The 19,572-nt window shown below is 63.2% G+C and carries 14 protein-coding genes; 6 read left to right on the top strand and 8 right to left on the bottom strand.

Features of this window, described 5'->3' with window-relative positions; genetic code table 11:
* Window positions 1–172 precede the first annotated feature (172 nt).
* Window positions 173–2,788: a serine/threonine-protein kinase gene (locus tag VEK15_14705; GenBank protein HXV61945.1), complete on the top strand. Its 2,616-nt coding sequence runs from the start codon at window positions 173–175 to the stop codon at window positions 2,786–2,788.
* A 149-nt stretch (window positions 2,789–2,937) separates the two neighbouring features.
* Here VEK15_14705 and VEK15_14700 read toward each other — a convergent pair whose 3' ends face one another.
* Window positions 2,938–3,153, bottom strand: a complete 216-nt coding sequence (locus VEK15_14700; protein HXV61944.1) for a hypothetical protein — start codon at window positions 3,151–3,153, stop codon at window positions 2,938–2,940.
* Window positions 3,154–3,302: 149 nt separating this feature from the next.
* The gene (locus VEK15_14695; GenBank protein HXV61943.1) at window positions 3,303–4,706 is read right to left on the bottom strand and encodes a M20/M25/M40 family metallo-hydrolase; all 1,404 of its coding nucleotides are present in this window, start codon (window positions 4,704–4,706) and stop codon (window positions 3,303–3,305) included.
* Between the two features lie 612 nt (window positions 4,707–5,318).
* On the opposite strand from VEK15_14695, the gene VEK15_14690 reads away from it, so the two are divergent.
* Complete coding sequence (locus VEK15_14690; protein ID HXV61942.1) at window positions 5,319–5,516, top strand: DUF2283 domain-containing protein; 198 nt, start codon at window positions 5,319–5,321, stop codon at window positions 5,514–5,516.
* 25 nt (window positions 5,517–5,541) lie between these two features.
* On the top strand, window positions 5,542–5,664 hold the full coding sequence (locus VEK15_14685) for a hypothetical protein (GenBank protein ID HXV61941.1): 123 nt from the start codon (window positions 5,542–5,544) through the stop codon (window positions 5,662–5,664).
* 79 nt (window positions 5,665–5,743) lie between these two features.
* On the opposite strand, the gene VEK15_14680 is transcribed toward VEK15_14685, so the two are convergent.
* Window positions 5,744–8,284: an ABC transporter permease gene (locus VEK15_14680; GenBank protein ID HXV61940.1), complete on the bottom strand. Its 2,541-nt coding sequence runs from the start codon at window positions 8,282–8,284 to the stop codon at window positions 5,744–5,746.
* Between the two features lie 455 nt (window positions 8,285–8,739).
* Here VEK15_14680 and VEK15_14675 point away from each other — a divergent pair, with 455 nt between their 5' ends.
* Complete coding sequence (locus VEK15_14675) at window positions 8,740–8,964, top strand: hypothetical protein (protein HXV61939.1); 225 nt, start codon at window positions 8,740–8,742, stop codon at window positions 8,962–8,964.
* A gap of 312 nt (window positions 8,965–9,276) precedes the next feature.
* The gene (locus tag VEK15_14670; protein ID HXV61938.1) at window positions 9,277–9,705 is read left to right on the top strand and encodes a PIN domain-containing protein; all 429 of its coding nucleotides are present in this window, start codon (window positions 9,277–9,279) and stop codon (window positions 9,703–9,705) included.
* 449 nt (window positions 9,706–10,154) lie between these two features.
* Here the strand turns inward: VEK15_14670 and VEK15_14665 are convergent, their stop codons facing one another.
* From VEK15_14665 to VEK15_14650, 4 genes are all read right to left on the bottom strand, one after another.
* Complete coding sequence (locus VEK15_14665) at window positions 10,155–10,301, bottom strand: hypothetical protein (protein HXV61937.1); 147 nt, start codon at window positions 10,299–10,301, stop codon at window positions 10,155–10,157.
* Window positions 10,302–10,346: 45 nt separating this feature from the next.
* Window positions 10,347–12,932, bottom strand: a complete 2,586-nt coding sequence (locus tag VEK15_14660; protein ID HXV61936.1) for a protein kinase — start codon at window positions 12,930–12,932, stop codon at window positions 10,347–10,349.
* A 454-nt stretch (window positions 12,933–13,386) separates the two neighbouring features.
* On the bottom strand, window positions 13,387–16,047 hold the full coding sequence (locus tag VEK15_14655; protein HXV61935.1) for a protein kinase: 2,661 nt from the start codon (window positions 16,045–16,047) through the stop codon (window positions 13,387–13,389).
* A gap of 198 nt (window positions 16,048–16,245) precedes the next feature.
* Window positions 16,246–16,755 (bottom strand): hypothetical protein, encoded by a 510-nt coding sequence (locus VEK15_14650; protein HXV61934.1) that lies wholly within the window; start codon window positions 16,753–16,755, stop codon window positions 16,246–16,248.
* 95 nt (window positions 16,756–16,850) lie between these two features.
* Between VEK15_14650 and VEK15_14645 the strand changes: the two genes are divergently transcribed.
* Window positions 16,851–18,716 (top strand): glycerophosphodiester phosphodiesterase family protein, encoded by a 1,866-nt coding sequence (locus tag VEK15_14645; protein HXV61933.1) that lies wholly within the window; start codon window positions 16,851–16,853, stop codon window positions 18,714–18,716.
* 78 nt (window positions 18,717–18,794) lie between these two features.
* On the opposite strand, the gene VEK15_14640 is transcribed toward VEK15_14645, so the two are convergent.
* Window positions 18,795–19,523 carry an LOG family protein gene (locus tag VEK15_14640; protein HXV61932.1) on the bottom strand — a complete coding sequence of 243 codons (729 nt, stop codon included), beginning with the start codon at window positions 19,521–19,523 and terminating at the stop codon, window positions 18,795–18,797.
* Between the last annotated feature and the right edge of the window lie 49 nt (window positions 19,524–19,572).

The raw sequence follows: 19,572 nt of genomic DNA, 5'->3' as shown, positions 1-19,572 counted from the left end.
TCCGATTCTTTTCGGCCTCGCAACCCGCGGGCAACGGCGTTACGGACACCGGCGAAACCTTGAACTTCAATTTGCTGCCACATCCGCCACGGCCCCGACCTGGACAACGGAAACCCGCAAGCGGACGGCGCTTCGCTTCGTGGACATCGGTCGTTTTCATCGATAAGCTACCGTGACCAGTGAAGACGCGGTGCCCCGGATGTCACTCGAACCAGGTACGACATTAGGCTCCTACGAAGTCGAGGCGCCGATCGGCGCCGGCGGTATGGGCGAGGTCTACCGAGCGCGCGATACGAAGCTCGGACGTGACGTCGCCGTCAAAGTTCTTCCCGAGTCCTTCGCCCGAGATCCGGACCGTCTCTCGCGATTCGAGCGCGAAGCTCGGGCGGTCGCGGCGCTGTCACATCCCAACATCCTCGCCATCTACGATTTCGGTACCGCGGACGGCCACAGTTTCGCGGTGACGGAGCTGCTCGAGGGAGAGACGCTTCGGGAACGGCTCAGCCAGGGCCCCCTGCCGGCGAGAAAAGCGATCGAATATGGCGCTCAAGTAGCCCGTGGACTCGCCGCCGCCCACGGGAAAGACGTCGTTCACCGGGACCTCAAGCCCGAGAACCTTTTCATCACCACGGATGGTCGCGTGAAGATTCTCGACTTCGGGCTCGCGAAAATGGTTTCGCCCCAGGCGGCGCGTGATGAATCCCAGTCTTCCGCGCCGACGCGTGCGGCCGGGACCGAGCCCGGAGTGGTCCTCGGCACCGTGGGTTATATGTCTCCCGAGCAGGTGCGGGGTGAGCGAGCCGATCACCGTTCGGACATCTTTGCGTTCGGAGCGATCCTCTACGAGATGCTCTCCGGTCTTCGGGCATTCCAACGGGAAACCGGTGCGGAAACCATGACCGCGATCCTCAAGGACGACACGGCGGAGTTGCGCGAGTCCCCGCCGGCTCTCGAGCGCATCGTGCACCGTTGCCTCGAGAAGAATCCCGGCGAGCGTTTCCAGTCCGCCTACGATCTGGCCTTCGCGCTCGAGTCCGTGTCCCGGGAGTCCGGGCCCGCCAAAGTCGAAGCGGCCCCTCGCGAAACCAGTCGTTCCTGGACCGCGGTGACGCTCGCGATCGTCGCCGTGCTCGCCGCCTATTGGTTGGGCCGCGCCTCGAGCGGTGCGTCCGATGAACCGCTCGTCACCTACGAGCGCCTGACGTTCCGGCGCGGCAGGGTGTACACGGCCCAGTTCGATCCAGAAAGCCGCGACGTAATCTACACCGCATCCTGGGATGGGGCGGTGCCGGAGGTCTACTCGACGCTACCGGGCACGCGGGCGTCGCGTGAGCTCGGTTTGAAAGGCGCCGACGTCTTGAGCGTGTCGTCGCGCGGCGAGATGGCGGTCCTCCGGAAAGCGGACGGCGCAGGGCTCGTCACCTGGGATGACGTCGACGGAACCGCGGGAACCCTCGCTCTGACCACCGCCTCGAGCGGAGCCGCCCGAGATATTTCGGAGAGCGTTCTGTTCGCGGACTGGACGGCGGACGGAGACGAGTTGGTCGTCGTTCGCCGGATCGATGGCCGGTTTCGCGTCGAGCTCCCGATAGGCACGGTCATCTACGAGACGACGAACGTCCTTTCGTCTCCGAGAGTGTCGCCCGACGGCAACGCGATCGCGTTCGGCGAGAAAGCCATGGGCTTTTCCTCGAGCTGGTCTCTCGGGTTTCTCACCTTCGACGGGGAAGCGACACGGTTCGACACCGGGTTCCGGGGAGACAGGATGGATTTGGCGTGGTCTCCCGACGGTGGCGAAGTTTGGTTCAACATGGCTCAAGGAGCGACTCCCGACCTCCACGCGATGTCTCGTAACGGCTCCCTGCGTACGCTTCTGCGGCCGCCGATACCCCTCCGCATTCTCGACGTCGAGAGGGACGGCCGGCTCCTAGTGGCGCGCACCAACTCTCGGGTCGGGGTGATGGGCATCGCTCCGGGCGATACGGTTCTGCGCGATTTTTCGTGGCTCGACAGCACCGAGATCGATGCCATCAGCGGCGATGGCAAGACGCTGCTTCTCACCGAGTACGGCGAAGGGGGCGGTGAGGAGTGGGCCGTGTATCTGCGCAACGCCGACCGCTCGCCGGCCGTTCGCCTCGGCGACGGTCAGGCGTTCGACCTGTCTCCCGACGGCAAGTGGGCGCTCACGATGCCGCGCGATCCGGTGTCTCTCGTTCTCCTTCCGACGGGGCCAGGGACGCCGACCGAGGTCGACAACGACTCCATCGTCGACTTCGTCACGGCATCGTTCGTCTCGGACGTGGACGAGATCGTCTTCGCCGGAATCGAAGAGGGTGAGCCTTTGCGCTGGTTTCGCCAAAGCGTTCCCAACGGAAAGCCTCAGGCGATCACCGGTCCGGTCTCATTCTTCAAAGGGGGCGCCATTCTCGGGTCGAGCCCGGTGTCTCCGGACGGCACGACGATCGCCGCGGCGCACGACGGAAAGATTGCGCTCTACCCACTCGACGGAGGTGAGCCCCGCGTTCTCGACGTCCCCGATTCGGCGCTAGTGATCCGCTTCACGACCGACGGGCGCCATCTGTTCTACGCGGAGGAAGGCGACCGTTCCATGAGCGTCTATCGTATCGAGATCGAGACGGGACAGCGGCAGCTCTGGAAGACGATTGAGCCAGATCCATCAGGGCTCGACGACATCTATGCGATCCAAATCTCGGACGACGGCGAGTCCTTCTACTACACGTTCCAACGAGGGTACTCAGACCTGTTTCTCGTGCAGGGCCTTCGATAGCGAGGAACGAACACCCGAGGGCGGAGCTCCGTGCGGAAGGAGACCCTCCCCTTCCAACGTCGCCTCCCGATAGATCCACTCAAGGTAGGAAATCCTACTCCGATCTCATAGCGTTTTCCTCGGAAGCAAATTTTAGGTGGACGCATGGGCTAGCACGCCAGCAACGAGACTACCGCGAACAGCGGGCCAAGGACATCCTCCATCGCTCCGGCCCCCAGCGAGGCCAGGATCTCGTAGTCGCCGAGTTGCGCGTGCCGGCCGGCAACGCCATGGGAAGCGCTCTGCAGGCTGATGAAAAAGTACAGCCCTGCCTGCCGAGTGGCGGCCAAAAACGTCTGCCGCGAGATCGGCGCGAAGCGCCGCAAAGGCCGAGCCGTGGCGGCCGGGCGATCGCGGGTCCCGCCACGGCATTGAGCACTCTATATCGTTTCATCTGTCGGAGTGGCCACTCGGCCATGAGTAACTCTAGAGAGAGAGGTTAACCCCGCAGGGCCCAGTCGGGTGTAGCGGTGTCTCAGTCCTCGGATCCGGCCAGCGCCCGGATGATGACGCTCCAGTGGTCCAGCGCGCCGTAGAAGCCGGAGATCGGCACCCGCTCGTCGAGGCCGTGGGCGTACATCTCGTCCGGGTTCATGAAGATGCCGCTGACCCCCCACGTGGGGACGCCCGCCTTGCGAAAGTGCACTCCGTCTGTGCCGCCGGACTCCATGAAGGCGACGATCTCCACGTCGGGGTAGCGGGCGTGCACCGCCCGGGTGACGGCCGCCACCACGTCCTCGCGCAGCTCGGAGATCGGGCTCTCCGTCGGCTGGCCCAGCATCTCGAACTCCACCGCTTGGTCGGAGACCGCTCTCCGCAACGCGCTCTCCACCTCGGCCACCGACACACCGGGAAAGATGCGGCAGTTGACCGTCGCGGTGGCCGACTGCGGCAGGGCATTCTCCGCGTGGCCCGCACGCAGCATCGTGACCACGCAGGTCGTGCGCGTGGTTCCCACGTAAGACGGCTCCCGTGCCAGGCGCTCGGCTGCGGCCTCGTCCGTCGGGTCGTCGGCGAAGCGCCGCATCGCCTCCCCCAGCTCGCCGCCCAGCTTGCGGCCGGTCTCCCGGAAATAGCCGCGCGTCATCTCGCTCCAGCGTACCGGGAATTGGTACGCCCGGATCCTCTCGATGGCATCCGCAAGCTCGTAGATGGCGTTGTCTTCTCGCGGGCGCGAGCTGTGCCCGCCGGGATTGCGCACGGTGATCTCCCAGGTGACGTAGGTCTTCTCGGCCGCCTGGATGTTGTAGGTCACGGCGTTGCCGTCCCTGTCGAGGTCGCCGCTTCCGGCATCCGAGTTCAGCGCGAACTCGGCCTGCGCCAAGTCGGGCCGCTCGTAGGCGAGCATGCGGGTGGTCGTCATGCCGGTCTCCTCGTCCCCGGAGAAGACCAGGAACAGGTCCCGGGTGGGGACGAAGCCGTCCTTCTTGAGCCGGATGAAGGTCGAGGTCAGATGCGCGACGCCGAACTTGTTGTCGATGGTGCCGCGGCCGTAGAAGTACTTCTCGTCTCGGGTCAGCTCGAAGGGCGGACGCTTCCAGTCCTCGGCGTAAGCCTCGACCACGTCCATGTGCGCGAGGAAAAGGATCGGCCGCGCGCCGGAAGAGCCGTCGCCGCGATAGCGGACCACCAGCGACGCGAGCTCCCCCTTCGGCAGAATCTCGACGTCGCCTTTGGGGAAGCCCGCCGCGACCAGTTCGTCCGCCAGATAGCGCGCCACCTTCGGCGTGTTGCCCATGCGCTTCGAGGTATCCACCTCGATGAGCGTGCGGAAGATCGCAAGCGCCTTCCTGGCGTGCTCGCTGTCACGGGTCTCCTGCGCACGAGCCGGCATCGCGATCGACACCACGGCGGCCATGATGAGATTGGAAAGTTTCATCGTTTTCCTGTGGTTAGGGGTAGGACCTTTCACACGGGCAAAGTCGGGATCGAGCCGAATTTCCGTCTCAAGGGTGTGCTCGTGAGCTCCGAGGTGAGGGTGCCACACCTGGAATGGAAAGGCAATGCAATGGAAAGCTCGTCTTCGAGCTGGGGGCTATCTGGTGGCAGAGACGCCGCCAGCGTTGGGTTCGCTACCCGAGGAATGTCGTTTCGTTGAAATGGACAAGGACTAGGCATGGGTGGAGAGCGGGAGGAACTGTTTGGCCGAGAGGCCGTCGGCCTGCGACCTTGGTCCGGCTCCGGCTCTCGGGGTGGAGTCCGACCCCGCGCGTCCACACCGCTGGTCGTCACCCAGCTCGCACTCTGCTACAGTGGGAAGGGTGCGATTCACTCGGTACTTTCTCGAGATACGCACAAGACCCGATCGAGCAATAATCTTGGACGAGTGGATCAAACGCGGCGTTGAACAACCGCAACGGCAGCAAGTGCAGCAGGATGGCCGCATTCGACGGTGGGTACAGATTCCGGAGATGGAGGGGCGTTATCTTCGTGTCGTGCTCTAAGAGGATGGGGAGACCGTCCACAATGCCTTTGACCGTGGATTCGAGCCATGAAAGTTAAGTACTACGCAGAAACCGACACGCTCTACATTCAGTTTCGCGATGGATCCGTTGCCGAGACCCGTGATCTGGACGAGAATACCGTTCTGGATTTCGACTCCGATGGAAATCTCTGCGCCATGACGATCGAGCACGCCTCATCGCGAACGGGAATTCCCGAGTTCTCGTACGAGCAGATTCCCGCCTGAGCCAGGGCTGCGGGGGATCCGTCAGTTGACTTCGATTCCTCGGGACCACGGTTCCGACTTCGGGCGGGTGCTCGCGGCGTTCGAGGTGCCCCCGGCCGAACGGGGCGACGACTTCCTGGCATTTCTCGACGAGCTCGGCTATCCGTAAACCCCTGAGCCCAGACAACGCCGCGATTCGTTTGTTTCTGTCTTGATCGTCCACTTCTCGACGAAAGGGCCGACTCTCACTACTCCATCCTCAAAGCGCGGCTGGCTTCCAAGCTCGATGCCCGTTGAGCCGGGACGATCGAGGCGACGAACGCGGCCAGGCTCAAAACCACCGTCGTTACGAGCAGAATCGCCGGAGAGTAGGGCTTCACTTCGAACAATTGCGTGGTCATCGCGTGGCCCGCCGCGATGCTCGCCGGAATCCCGATCGCCAGGCCGATGCCGACCTGGGAGAAGGCGCCGCGAAGCACGAGCTTCAAGACCTTCCATCGGTCGGCGCCCAACGCCATCCGGAGGCCTATCTCGCTCGTGCGGCGCTCTACCGAGTAGGCGGTCGTTCCGTAGAGCCCGATCGAGGCCAAAATCAAAGCCAGCACGCCAAAAAGGGAAGTCAGTTTCGTGAGCATGGCCTGCTGCGAGAAGTTCCCGTCCACGAGGTCGCCGTAGGTCATGAAGTCGATGAGAGCCAGATCCGGATTCGCCTTCGCGAGAGCGGCCCGTACCTGCGGCTCCAACCGAGAGATCGCCGCTTCGGTGAGGAGCACGGCGGTGTTCAAGAAGTGATTCGCTTCCTCGAACGCCTGGAGGCGCGGCACGTCGTACTGCATCCACTGTGCCGACGGCAGATAGAACCTCGGCGGAATCTCCCTCGTCGGCCCTCGGTACTGAGCATCTTCCGCGACGCCGACAATTTCGAACGCTCCCGCGTATTTCTGGTCCAAGTCCCCGAAGCGTCGGCCGATCGCATCTTCGGGGCTCTGAAAGAACTTGGTCGCGAACGTCTCATTGACGATGGCCACGTGGCGCGAGCTCTCGTTGTCCTGCTCGGTGAAGGCGCGGCCTTGAACGATCTCGGTGCCGAGGGTCTCGAAGTAGCCTGGGCTCACCCGAAGCCACGACGAGCTGTTTTCGTAGCTCCCGGGCGGAGGGGGCTCCTGGCCGTCGATATAAACGGTCTCGCCCCAGTTGTTGCCTTCCATGGGCGCGTACATCGCGAAGCTCACACGACGAACACCCGGAATCGCCCGGAGATCGTTTTCGAGCTGACGATAGAGAGCGGGAAGAGCGTCCGTATCATAGCCAGCCATCCGAGGATCGAGATGGAAGATGTAGCGATTCTCGGGCTCGAACCCGAAATCCTGGCGCTGCATGTTTCGGAGACTCTCCATCAGGAGTCCCGCCGCACCGAGAAGCACGAGAGAGAGCGCCGCCTGGGCAACGACGAGGGACTTCTGGGTCCAGCCGCCGGAGTGGCCCGTCGAACGACGAGCATTCCGCAAAGCATCCGCGGGGTCTATCTTGGCCGTCATCCAGGCGGGAACGACGCCGAAGAGAATACCTGTGAGCACCGAAACCGCGAGCGTGAAACCGAGCACCGGAAGCGACGGCATAGGATCGATGGCGACGGCATTGTCCCGAAACGCGAGCGTCAGGATGAGGCTCGTCCCCCAGAAGGCGAGTGCGATCCCGGCGAGGCCGCCGAGTAGACCTAGCGCGGTGCTCTCCGTCAGCACCTGGGCTATCTGCCGGGAGCGCCCGGCGCCGAGCGCAGTACGAAGACAGGTCTGTTCGCGCCGGCTCGCCGCCCGCACCAGCATGAGGTTTGCCACGTTGGCGCACGCGATGACCAGCACGAAGCCCGAGACCCACATCAAAAGACGGATGCCCGACTCGTACCGGTTGCGCATCATCTGAACGCCCGCCCCACCGGGCGACAGGTTGAGCGTCTGGTTGGCAACGAGCTCTTTCTCCCCCTCATCGAGCTCGGCCACCGGGCTCAGGAGCCACTGACGAAGGAGCACTTGCAGCTGGGCTTCGATACGTTCCGGATCCGCGCCCGGCGCGATGCGGCCGATGATGTCGAGCCAATCGGAGGTAGGGAAGTCCATGAGCGTCGGGCTGCCATCGATGAGACGCTGCCCATGGATTGGAATCCAAAACGCCGGCGTTCTGTCGAGCCGGTCTCCCGAGAAGCTCGGCGGCGTAACCCCAACGACCGTAAACGGTCGACCATTGAAGGTGAAGCTCGCGCCGACGACCGACGGGTCCATCCCGTACTTCTGGCTCCAGGTTTGATAGCTCATGACCACGACTGGATCCACACCCTCACGGTCATCGTCCTGCGTGAAAACACGTCCGATATAGGAGCCGACCCCGAACATCGAAAAGAAATTTCCGGAGACCCATTGGATTTGTTGGGACTCCGCGGGTTGGTCGCTCCCACTCCGGCGGACTCCGGCGAGGCTGCGGCCGGCCTGAAACGCCGCGAGCTCGCTGAACCCCTCCACCTCGTCGCGGAAGTGCTCGTACTTCGCGTACGAAAAGAGCGACCAGCTCCCTTGCATTCCGCCGTTGACACAACAGTTCTCGTTGTCGCCCACCCGATAGAGCTCATGGGGCTCGGATACGGGCAGGGACTTCAGCAAGACGGCATGCACCAGCGTGAAGATGGACGTCGTCGCCCCAATCCCGAGCGCGAGGGTCAGAATGACGGTCACGGTGAAACCGGGCGCTTTTAAGAACTGCCTCGTCGCATACCGGAGATCTTGTAGGGTTCCCATACCACCTCTGAGCTTAGACGGAGAACTGCCTCCGATAGTTGCGCACGATGTGAACCGAACGACTGTCCGCCGACATCCCCGAGGAGCATCCCCGTTCGTACAACTGCCTCATGAGGAACGCACGCGCATCTTCAGGCGAGGTGGAGGTTGCGATCGTGAGATTTCTGGAAATCCCCGGGAGGCACCCCGAGCGTGGATTTCGTCCTTACGCCCCATTGGCGTCTGGGTGACTTCGTGTTGGAACCTCCCCGAACCGGCAAGCCTTCCTCCGATTTATCGGCCTCGCAACCCGCCGGAGAACGGCGTTATTTCAGGTGGTCGAGGAACAACCACGAGAACGTCAAGGCGCTCTGGGAAGACCGATTCGAGAACACCCACGACCGGCGGCGAGGCTTCACCGACAACGCCGTCGCTCGCCACCTCGACCAGCGCGTCGCCGGAAAAGGATGCGTCGCATGCCGTCGAACTCCATCATCTCCGCCTGCTCGGGGCTCATGTACTTCGGAGTTCCGACCCACTGGCCGGGGCAGTGTGGGAACATGAGCACTCCCTTCCAGGAGCGAGAGCATCCTCCGGAACTGTGCATCCCGGGACTGCGTGCCCGCCGCACGGCGGCGATAACTGGGAGGTTCCCCACGCGGTTCTGCCCTCGAGGCTCTCCGGGCCACTTCATCGAGTGACTCAGTGGCAAGTATTCCGCATTCTGCGTGGTATACTCTTTGTACGTGGTACACGAAAAAGCGTGCCTGACGAGGGTAAGCCATTGGCGGATAGACAAAACATTACGGTTCAGCTAGATAAGGTAACTATCCACAAGGCGAAAGTGCTGGCGGCAAAGCGTGGAACTTCCGTGAGTGGACTTCTGGCGTCTGAGCTGGAGCGGCTAGTAGGTGACGACGATGCCTACGAGGCCGCGAGACGTTCCGCGTTGCAGTTTCTCGAGCGCGGATTCAAGCTAGGTGGCTCGATCCGCGCATCGCGAGAAGAACTGCATGAGCGCCGATAGGGTTTTTGTCGATACCAACGTCTTGGTATACGCGCACGACACCGAGGCTGGCTACCGTCACCGGCGCGCCGCCGATATGATCGCCGAGCTATGGGGAACGCGCACCGGGATACTGAGCGTTCAGGTGCTTCAAGAGTTCTACGTCAACGTAACCCGGAAGATTCCGGAGCCGCTGCCCATGGCCACAGCGAGGGAAGTCGTTCGAAATTATACACTCTGGCAAACCGAATGGATCCTCCCGAAGGATGTGACGCGTGCTTCGGAAATCGAGCAGGAAAACAGCATCAGTTTCTGGGACGCGCTCATCGTCACCGCCGCCGTCAAAGGTGGAGCGTCGCGAATTCTTTCCGAGGATCTGAATCCCGGACAGATCATCGCCGGAATCCAAATCGAGGACCCATTTGCGGTTCCCTAAATGAATAAGGAACGTTGACGTGTGCACGGCGAGAGCTCGCTTTCCTGGGCCGAGTCCGCCACGCTCGCGGTCTCCACTGGCACCTCGACGACGGGTATCTCGGCACAACCCGCACCTTTCACCAGCAGCGCACGACATCGAGCCCGGCTCGCACCAGGTGACCCGTCATCGATGCGGCGGGCAATCGTCTGTCGCGACGTTTCGAGGTGCTGGGAAGGGGGAATTGAGATAATTCGTATGAAAAACCGAAGCCTTCTGCACAGAGTCCGCGCTCTTCGCTTCTACTCGCACCGCTCCGTGTCAAAAGCTGTGGGGAGATTTTGACGAGGTCTAACGGTCAAACGGCGTTTAGAAGGTTGGTGAATCGGTATCTTCCCTAGTTCGGCGGTCCTACCCATCCCTGGTTTTCAGGTTGCCAGGCACCGCTATCGAAAGCTCGGAGACCCAGCCTAATTCCCGTCGACGATTGCGATGGAGCCGCGATACTTCTGGACGAGCTCCCAAAGCGCTTCGAGGGGGACGGCACCCTCCAGATGCAGATGGATCTCGACCTTGGGCAGAGAGTGGATGAAGGATTCCAATGATGATGAGCTCATGAGAACTCCCGTCTCGATACCTTACGTTTTTCCAAGGCGAGCGATTCATTCTTCCAGCAGAACGAGATCGCTCCCTACGCCGTCCTCCTGTGGATAGAGGATCCAGCGCCCGTCGGGAGAAACGCTCAACCCTCCGTACTTGCCGATGCGGGTGTCTGGACCGAGCTCCGCTACCGGGATCACCTGACCTTTGTCCAGATCGAAGCTCTCGATGAGAAACCCCGACCTTTCTTCCTCGCGGAGGTACACGAGTCGCCGGCGCCACAATTGCAAACTCGCCCGGTATATCTCCGTTTCGAGAACGACCGTCTCCTCACCGCTTTCTAGCGAAATCCCGAAGGTTCTCCCAAACCCCTCTCCCAGGTAGAACAAGAACCGCCCATCGGAAGAGGCGCAGGGAAACACTCCTCCTTCTCGTGAGAGTCGCTCTGCCTGACCGCCCTCGGCCGGAACCATCCACACTTGGTAGCTCCCCGTTCGATCCGATGCAAAATAAATGGTGTGCCCGTCGGGAGACCAGCTCCCCGGGGCGTCGGTCCCCGGGTGATTCGTGAGGCGGCGGGTGAATCCTCCCACGACGCTCGACACGTACACATCGAAGTTTCCGCCCACGTCTCCCGCGAATGAAAGGTAATCGCCGTCTGGCGACCAGCGCGGGACCGTTGCCGCACCCTCGAATGGCATTCGCGAGATCTCCCCGGTAGTGCTCTCCCAGATCCAGATCTGCGGTTCACCCGAGCGGTCGGAGGTGAAGGCGATCCGGCTCCCGTCAGGTGAATACTGCGGCGACCAGTCGTCTCGCGTGGAAGCGATCCACTTCTGCGGTGGAGAGATCGCCTCAGCTCTCGGCCCACCGACGCGCCAGACGTTGGTGTCGCTGACCGCACGGGAAAAAACCAGCCGGTTCCCTGTCCGCGCGGTGGTGAGCTCGCGGGCGTTCTCCCCAAAGGGAAGCCGAGTCGGAACCCCTCCACCGGCGGGAACCCTCCACAAGCCAGTATTGCCTCTCCAGTACGACGAAAAAATGAGAGCAGTGCCGTCGCCCCACCAACCGAGGTCCCGAACGATGCCCTCGTGTGTCAGGACCGAAGCTTCGTCGCCATCGTCCAGACGTCGGACGAAGATCTCCGTCCGCGCTCCCTCGCGCCAGCGGACGAAAGCGATGCTCTTGCCGTCGGGCGAGAAGACCGGAGCTCGGTCGCCCTCCGCGGTGCTGGGTGGATGCGTGAGCTTTTCCATGTCGCCCGTTTCCCGGGACATCAGGAAGATACTCTCCGGCGTCTCCTCGGAACCCCGGTGGACGACCGCGAGCAGCGCACCGTCGGGAGACCAGTCCAATCCCGGGAAGTACGCGTTCACCGTGCCGAGAGATCGTTCCGGGCCACCCAAGGCCGGGATCATCTGGATGAGGTAGCGATTGCCTTCCGTCCGTCGAAGAAAAGCGATCTGACGAGCGTCGGGCGACCAGGCCGGTTGGGCTCCTTCGGTGAGCCGTAGCGGCTCGGCCGAGCCGATGAGCTGTACCTGGAGCTGAAAAGTCTCGCTGCCGCCCTGGTCCCATGCATAGGCGACGAAACTACCATCCGGAGACAACGCGGGCTCCACCTCGGATCCTTCGAAGCTGGTAATCGGCACGGCCCGCGCGGGAGAGACTACTACCTCCAGGGAACGCCGAGAAAGCCAGAGTCCCACCGCGGCGAGAACCAGGAGACCGAGGACGATCCACCGCGCGAGGGGCAACGCGTATCTCCATCCGGCGCCGACCGACACCGGCGAGCCGGTTATCAGCCCTCGCACGGTGGCGAGATCCACGCAAAGTTCCTTCATCCCCTGGTAGCGTTTCGACGGTTCCTTCGCGAGGCACTTGTCGACGATTCGCTGAAGCTCGGGAACGCGGGAGGAGAGCTCCTCGTCCAGAGGCGGTGCGGGGGAGTGGATGATCTCATGGAGAAGCTCGGGAACGCTCGGCGCGCGAAACGGCAGCTCGCCGGTAAGCAGTTCGTGCAACAAAACGCCCAAGCTGAATACGTCGCTGCGGCCGTCAACACTCATTCCTTGCGCCTGCTCCGGGGACATGTAGGACGGGGTCCCGACGACCAGGCTCGGCAACGTACGACCCCGAAGAGGGGTCCGGCACTCGCTCGACACCGCGAGCGCAGGCTCCACGAGCTTGGCGAGACCGAAATCCATGATCTTTACATGGCCCTCGTCGGTCACGAGGATGTTGGACGGCTTCAAGTCGCGATGAACGATCCCTCGATCATGAGCGTGGGCGAGTCCTTCCGCGATCTCGGTCGCGATCTCGAGCGCCCGCGCGGTGGGCAGGAGCTCTCGGTCGAGCACCTCGCCCAGGGTTTTGCCCCGAAGGAGCTCCATCGCCATGAAGATCGTGCCGTCGGCTTCATCCACTTCGTGGACGACGGCGACGTGCGGGTGCTCGAGAGATGCGGCCGCCTGGGCCTCTTTCAGGAATCGCCATCTGAAGTCGGGGCTGAGAACGAGCTCGTCGGAGAGGCACTTGAGAGCCACCTCGCGATTCAGTTTCACGTCGAGGGCTCGATAGACGATACCCATGCCGCCGCGGCCGATCTCGTCCAGAATCCTGTAGTGGGAGAGTGTCCGTCCGATCATGAGTTTTTTCCGGACGCTTGCACATAACATGCAATCAGCGCGCCAGTGCCCCCTCCACGAGCCAACACCCCGGTCCTCAGCGGGTTTCAGGGAGTGCCCTGAGGACGGACGGGCGAGGTGGGCCATTTCGCCCAGGTATCGAGGCATCTCCTCGACACTGCGCGGCGCTCAGTTCCAGAATTCGATGTCGAAGGTCACGCTCTCGCCGGCTCGCAGAGTGGTACGGACCGGCCCCAGCGGAAGGGTCAGCGGAATCAACTGGACGTCCGGCCGGGACACCGTGACGGTCCCTCGTACTGAATAGTCTACGGCATCAGCCGACTGACGCAGCACCTGTAAAGAGATCGCATGGCGGCCGGTACTACTCTGAACCCGTGCCGTGATATCGAGCACGGCGCATCCAGACGTTTGCGAGCACGCAATGCGCGCTCCCCGCCGATCATCGCCCGAGAGCTCATTTCGGGTCGGCCCCCGTCAGACGGGCGGACCAATTCAACACCACGTTCAATTGGCGAACGCTCTCGGCCGGCTCCGGCTCGGTGACCATGACGAAGCGCCCGTCCTCGCCCACGTCGTAGGTCCGGGTCGGAAACGGGGCATAGTGGTAAAGGCCCTCGAACAGCTCTTCCGGCCGTCCAGCGCGGAACTCGGGCGCCTCGGTGACGCTGACCGCCATCATGCGACCTCCGTTTCGATAAAACAACTCTTCACCCGATCGCGACCAGGCGGGCTCTTCGCCGCCTCCGCTCGAAATGGGAACTCTCGGCTCCCCCGAGGGGAACGGCCGCACGTAGACCTCGAAATCACCCGTTTCATCGGACACGTAGGCAATCCATCGACCATTGGGAGAAAACGTCGCCTGCTTTTCCCAAAATTTCGTGGCAAGGAAGGCTCGCGCCTCTCGATTGCCTTCCGTCTCGACCACCCACAGATCGGCGCCGCTCTCGGGATGAAACTCGACGTAGACGAGCGATCGGCCGTCGGGAGACCAATCGCAGAGGTAATGGTGGTGCTCGCCCCTCGTCACCGGATCGTCTTCTCCCGAGCCGTCCGCCGAGCGAATGTAGAGTTGATGCGCGCCCTCCCGGCCCGACTCGAAAGCCACGTACCGGCCATCGGGGGACCACGCCACGTTGTGCTCATCGGCGCCGAAGGTGACCCGGGCAAGCGTCCCTTGGGAGATTCCATAAATCCAGACGCTGAGGGCCGCTTGCCCGGTGAGGAACATCGCGATGCGACTTCCTTCGGGCGATATGCGCGGCGACGAGAATGAAGTCGGTCCGCTCGTGATGATCGAACGGTCTCCCGAACGATCGACCCACGCCAGTCTCCGGGCCGGAGAAGCGCCGATTTCCGGAGCGTAGACGAGGGCGCCCGTCTGCGAAACGTCGAAGAGCCCGCCGCCATCCAGAGGATCGCTGCGAACGTTCTCGACCACTGCCACCGGCGCGCCGGTTATCTTCCACGCTTCCGGATCGAACGGCGCTGCGAAGAGGGTCCCTCCGCGGAGGAAGAGCAAGTGACCCGGAGGGGCGTATCGAGCATAGGAAGCCCCTTCCAGCACCACGCTCCATTGCCCTGTCTCTAGCGACAGGAGGGCGATACTCGCCTGGTCGTACGATGGTTGACCCGCCCAAAGCGTGAAGAGCACCGATTTCCCGTCGGGTAATACGGCAGGCCAGAGGTGCCCCTGGTTCTTCTCCGGCGAGGTTAGACGGCGTCCTTCTCCACTCCGAGCGGATAACGCATAGAGACCGCCGGTGAAGTTCGGCGTATGAACGATGATATCGTCCGGGCCCCAGCTCGCACCGGCGGAGAACGCAAGGTTGGCGAGGAATTGTGGAGCGCCCCCGGAAAGAGGGACTTTCTTGAGCTTGCCCGCCGATTCGAACGCGAGCCACTCGCCGTCGGGAGAGAAGATGGGATCGCTCCCTCGTTCGGTCCCAGGGATCGGACGGCTTTCCATCTCATCGAGCGCGCGGACGTGGATGGATCTTCCCGCGCCCCGATTCACCGCGTAAGCGATGCGGGTTCCGTCAGGAGAAATGGCCACCGCTGCGCTCGAGAAGTCATAGAGGGACTCGTCGTCACCGAGCGGAATGGCGAACCTCGCGGTTGGCGCCGGCACCGAATCGACTGGCTTATCGGTGCGCAGTAGAAGAGACGCCACGAGCCCGGCGCCAACGACTGCGCCGGCGCCGAGGAGAGCCCAGAAATGGAGAGCACGCCTTCGGGAGGATGCGGCGGACCCCGAGGGCCAAGGTTGCTCTCTCACCCACCTTAGCTCCTCGCGCGCATCCACCATCGTCTGCCATCGTTCCTCCGGATCCTTGGCGAGACAGCGACGAACGATGCGCTCGAGCGCTTCGGGAACGAGTGGATTAAGGGACGGAACCGGAGTGGGCGAGGAAGCGAGGACGGCGGTCACGAGCTCGGTCGCGTACCTCCCCTCGAAGGCTTTGGTCGCCGTCAGCATCTCGTAGAGCACGGCGCCGAACGCAAAAATATCGGTGCGAGGGTCGGGCTCCTTGCCTTGGAGCTGCTCCGGCGCCATGTACGGTAGCGTTCCCAGAATCACTCCGGACGACGTCAGGCCCGAGCGGGAGCGGGTCTCGAGGTCTTCGCCGCTCTCGGGCGCGTCCCAGAGCTTGGCCAATCCGAAGTCCAGGACCATCGCGCCCGACTTCGTCAAAACGATGTTTCCGGGCTTGAGGTCGCGGTGGACGATACCGCGCTTGTGCGCCGCCCCGACGGCATCGGCGATCTCGATGGCGTAGTCGTAGAACGTGTCGAGCGGCAGTGGTCCCTTCGACAGGCGCTCGGCCAGCGTGTCGCCCTCGAGATATTGCATGACGAGGAAATCGACGTCACCTTCCCGGCCGACATCGTAAAGAGAACAAATATGCGGGTGCTCGAGGGCGGCAACGGTTCGAGCTTCCCTCTCGAATCGAGCTCGCTGGTCGGGCGATGGAGCGACGTCGTCTTTCAGAACCTTGATAGCGACGCTCCGCTCGAGCCGCGTATCTCGGGCACGGTACACATCTCCCATGCCGCCCGCGCCGAGCCTGCCGCGAATCTCGTAGGGACCGAGGCGTGTCCCCACCTCGAGGGCCATGTCAGACAGATTATAAGCTCACTCTTGCCAGAGGTGACGACTATCGCTTTTCTGGAGCTGACCTGTGGCATCGACAAGAACGATCCCAATAATACAAGGCGGAGACGCCGCAACCGGAGATTGCCGGCGACGGCTACCGCTCACGCCCTACACGATACTCGGGTGGCTCCGGCGAGCCCGTCGAGAGCGGGAGCTCGTTTACCCGCGCAGGACCCGGTTCGCGAGCGAGCGCGCCACCGCGTAGGGAATCGTGATCAGCACCGGGCCCACGACAAGCGCGGGGCCCGGATAAGAGGCACCGAGAATGAGCCACTGGCAAACCGAGTCGAGAAGAACGCCCATCAACAAAAGGCTTCCGATGCTCTGAACGGCGTGAAAGAAGGCTTCGCCGCGCGCCTGTGCCCCGAATAACATCGTATACACGAAAGTCGGCCTGCCCGCCCTCGCGTCGGTTCGCCCCGCAACGATGCCGAGGGCGGCGGCGATCGCCGGTTGCAGCACGAAACGAAAACGGCCGGGGCCGGTGAGCCGCTTGGGCAGGTCCTCGAGAAACTCGACGGAAAAGAGGTAGAGGCCCCCTCGTTCATAGGCATCGCGCAGCGATCCCGGAAGGGAGAGTGCGAGCATCAGCAGGGTGAGGCCGGCGAGGATTGCCAGACCGAGAGCTGGTCTCGCTCTCGCCTGAGGGGTTTTTCTCCGGGGCTGCATCCGTTTTCCGAAATCGGTGAGAGCCTAAGAGCGCCACACGCGAAAGGCAAATCGCTTGAAATCCCTCTTCGAGAGCAAATAGGCTCAATCCCACGATGAGGTCCCCGTTTCGCGAAGTCCTGACGACGGCCGCCGATGAGCTTCGGCGGAACTGGCGAGTGCTCGTCTCGACCGATCTCTTCTACCAGCTCGTCGCGTTCGCGCTCCTCACGCCACTCGTGAGCCTCGGGATCCGTTCTCTGATCTCGCTCTCAGGAAGCGCCGTCCTCGCCGATCGGGACATCCTCTACTTCGCTCTGCGACCGCTGGGGCTCGCGATCATCGTCCTCGCTGCCGCCGGGCGCATCGCGGTCCTGGGGCTCGGGCAGGCATGTCTCATGGGAATCGCTTTCGGCGCGGCCGGGAGCACACGGGCTCCCGTCGTCTCGGCTCTCGCGTGGGGCGGGAGGAGGTTCCACCGGATCCTCGCGGTCACGATTCGCCTCGTCGTCAAAGCGCTCGTGGTCTGCGCCCCTTTTCTCGCGCTCGCCGCGCTCGCGTACTTTCTCCTCCTCACAGATTTCGACATCAACTACTACTTGAAAGAAAGACCTCCGGTATTCTGGACGGCAGCCGTTGCCATCGGAACTCTCCTCCTCGTGATGGCGGTTCTTCTGGTTCGCCGCGCTTCCGGCTGGGTATACGCCCTGCCATTGCTGCTCTTCGAGAACGTCGATCCGTCGAAAGCCCTGAGCGTCAGCGAGGACCGATCCCGCAGCCATCGCCTCGTCGTCGCTCGCGTTCTCGTGGGATGGGCGGCGGCGGCGATGACGGTCTCGCTCGTCGGCGCGTCCGCAGGGCGCGCCCTGGCCGCCGCGATACTCCCGCGGTTTCAAGGATCGCTGAGTCTTCTCGTTCCCGCGCTCGGAGCCACATTCGTTCTCGGGGTCGTCGCGGCCGCGCTCCTCACCGCTTTTTCCTCCTCGCTCTTCGCAGCGCTCGTCGTCGCGCTCTACGAGCGACTCGGCGGGGGATCCCGCGCGAACTTCGTGACGAGCGAAACCCCAGAACCCGGCACACGTCTCCTTCGCGGGAAGAGGATCCTCATTGGCGTCATGGCGGCGGCGGGAATCTCCGCCGCCATCGGATGGGCCTTGCTCCGGGGCGCCCGCAGTCCGCGCCCTGTCGCCGTGATCGCACATCGCGGGGCTGCCGCACTCGCCCCCGAGAATACGCTCTCGTCCGTCGAGCGTGCGATCGAGGACGGAACGGACTGGGTCGAGATCGACGTGCAGGAAACGGCAGATGGAGAAGTCGTCGTGTTACACGACAGCGACTTCATGAAGCTCGCGGGCTCGCCGCTGAAGATCTGGGACGGGAGCTTCGCCGAGGTGCGGAAGCTCGACATCGGGAGCTGGTTCTCGCCCGAGTTCCAGGGCGAGGGGGTCCCGACGCTCGAGGAGGTTCTCCTGCGCGCGAAGGACCGGGCGAAGGTCATCATCGAGCTCAAGTACTACGGCCACAACCAACGGCTCGAAGAGCGGGTCGCCGCGATCGTCGAGCGGACCGGCATGGAGAACGAGATCGCCGTGATGTCGCTCGAGCGAAAGATGGTCGAGACGATCGGCGACATCCGACCCTCGTACCGGAAGGGACTTCTGGCCGCGACCGCTGTCGGGCGCCTGACGGAAGTCGACGTCGACTTTCTCGCCGTCAGCGTCACTCTCGCGACCCCCTCGCTCTTTCGGCAGGCTCATGCTCGAGGCCAGGACGTCTATGTCTGGACGCTCAACGATGAGCTCACGATTGCGCAGAAGATCCTGCAAGGAGCTGACGGCATCATCACCGACGATCCGGCTCGAGCGCGGGCCGTCATCGAGGCCGAGTCTCACCTGACCGCTGCCGAGCGGCTGCTCCTCGGGATGGCGTTCTGGCTCGGGGTCGAGCCAGCCCGGTTTCACGTCTCTCGAGACTCGGAGTAATTTCGATCCGGAGCGGACGCTCAAAGCTCAGCCACCCGACGCAGCTACTGGCATTCTCCCTCGCAAGCGGGAAATCACCTATCGCGAGCCCGCCTGCGCTTTCGACCAGGCGAGATGGTGCGCGCGAATCCGGGCAATGGCCTCATCGGCGTCGGCGACGCAGACCGGTATGGCCATGTCTTCCGGGCTCGCGAGCGGTGGATCGGCCGACAGCATGGAGACCTTCGCCCATTCGATGAGCGGCGGCCACATTTTCCCCACCAGCACGAGAGGTGTCTCCTGGAGGTGCCCCACCTGGAGCAACTGCCAGATCATCATCATCTCCAACACCGTGCCGATGCCTCCCGGAGTGACGAGGAAAGCGTCGGAAGTGAGGACGAACTGGTGAAGCCGCGTGAAGAACGTCCGGTGCTCGAAGGCTTCCGAAACGAAGGCGTTCACGTCCTGCTCGAACGGAAGATCCACCCGGATCCCGTAGGAGCGGCTTTGCGCTGGCGCCTCGCTCGCGCCCTCGTTCGCTGCCTGCATCAGACCGGGTCCCCCTCCGGTCACGATGTCGCAACCCATCTCGGCGAGCGCTTTCGCCGCGCGCCTGGTCTCCTGGTACCCGAAGCTTTCCCGCTCGACCCGGGCCGAGCCGAAAATGCTCACCCGGTACCGGTCGCGTCGGGAGGGGCGCAGACGGGCGAGGGTGTTCACGACGTCCCACAGACCGAGTATTGAGGCCGAGACCGCTTCCCGGACCGCGTCCTCGTCATCCAGCCTGACGGCGTTCGACGGTCGCTTATTCCGTTTATCTCCGCGCATGAGTCGCTAGCCTCGCGATGGCGGGAGCAAAGACAACGTCATGGCAAAT

It is taken from the genome of Vicinamibacteria bacterium (genome assembly GCA_035620555.1).
GTDB lineage: Bacteria > Acidobacteriota > Vicinamibacteria > Marinacidobacterales > SMYC01 > DASPGQ01.
This window is presented reverse-complemented; position numbering and strand designations above follow the sequence as displayed.

What these genes read in the sequence shown, in the direction of transcription:
- VEK15_14640 (HXV61932.1), bottom strand. Translation starts at nt 19,523, where the DNA reads ATGCGCGGAGATAAACGGAATAAGCGACCGTCGAACGCCGTCAGGCTG.
- VEK15_14645 (HXV61933.1), top strand. Translation starts at nt 16,851, where the DNA reads ATGAGGTCCCCGTTTCGCGAAGTCCTGACGACGGCCGCCGATGAGCTT.
- VEK15_14675 (HXV61939.1), top strand. Translation starts at nt 8,740, where the DNA reads ATGCCGTCGAACTCCATCATCTCCGCCTGCTCGGGGCTCATGTACTTC.
- VEK15_14670 (HXV61938.1), top strand. Translation starts at nt 9,277, where the DNA reads ATGAGCGCCGATAGGGTTTTTGTCGATACCAACGTCTTGGTATACGCG.
- VEK15_14660 (HXV61936.1), bottom strand. Translation starts at nt 12,932, where the DNA reads ATGATCGGACGGACACTCTCCCACTACAGGATTCTGGACGAGATCGGC.
- VEK15_14650 (HXV61934.1), bottom strand. Translation starts at nt 16,755, where the DNA reads ATGCAGCCCCGGAGAAAAACCCCTCAGGCGAGAGCGAGACCAGCTCTC.
- VEK15_14665 (HXV61937.1), bottom strand. Translation starts at nt 10,301, where the DNA reads ATGAGCTCATCATCATTGGAATCCTTCATCCACTCTCTGCCCAAGGTC.
- VEK15_14655 (HXV61935.1), bottom strand. Translation starts at nt 16,047, where the DNA reads ATGGCCCTCGAGGTGGGGACACGCCTCGGTCCCTACGAGATTCGCGGC.
- VEK15_14690 (HXV61942.1), top strand. Translation starts at nt 5,319, where the DNA reads ATGAAAGTTAAGTACTACGCAGAAACCGACACGCTCTACATTCAGTTT.
- VEK15_14695 (HXV61943.1), bottom strand. Translation starts at nt 4,706, where the DNA reads ATGAAACTTTCCAATCTCATCATGGCCGCCGTGGTGTCGATCGCGATG.
- VEK15_14680 (HXV61940.1), bottom strand. Translation starts at nt 8,284, where the DNA reads ATGGGAACCCTACAAGATCTCCGGTATGCGACGAGGCAGTTCTTAAAA.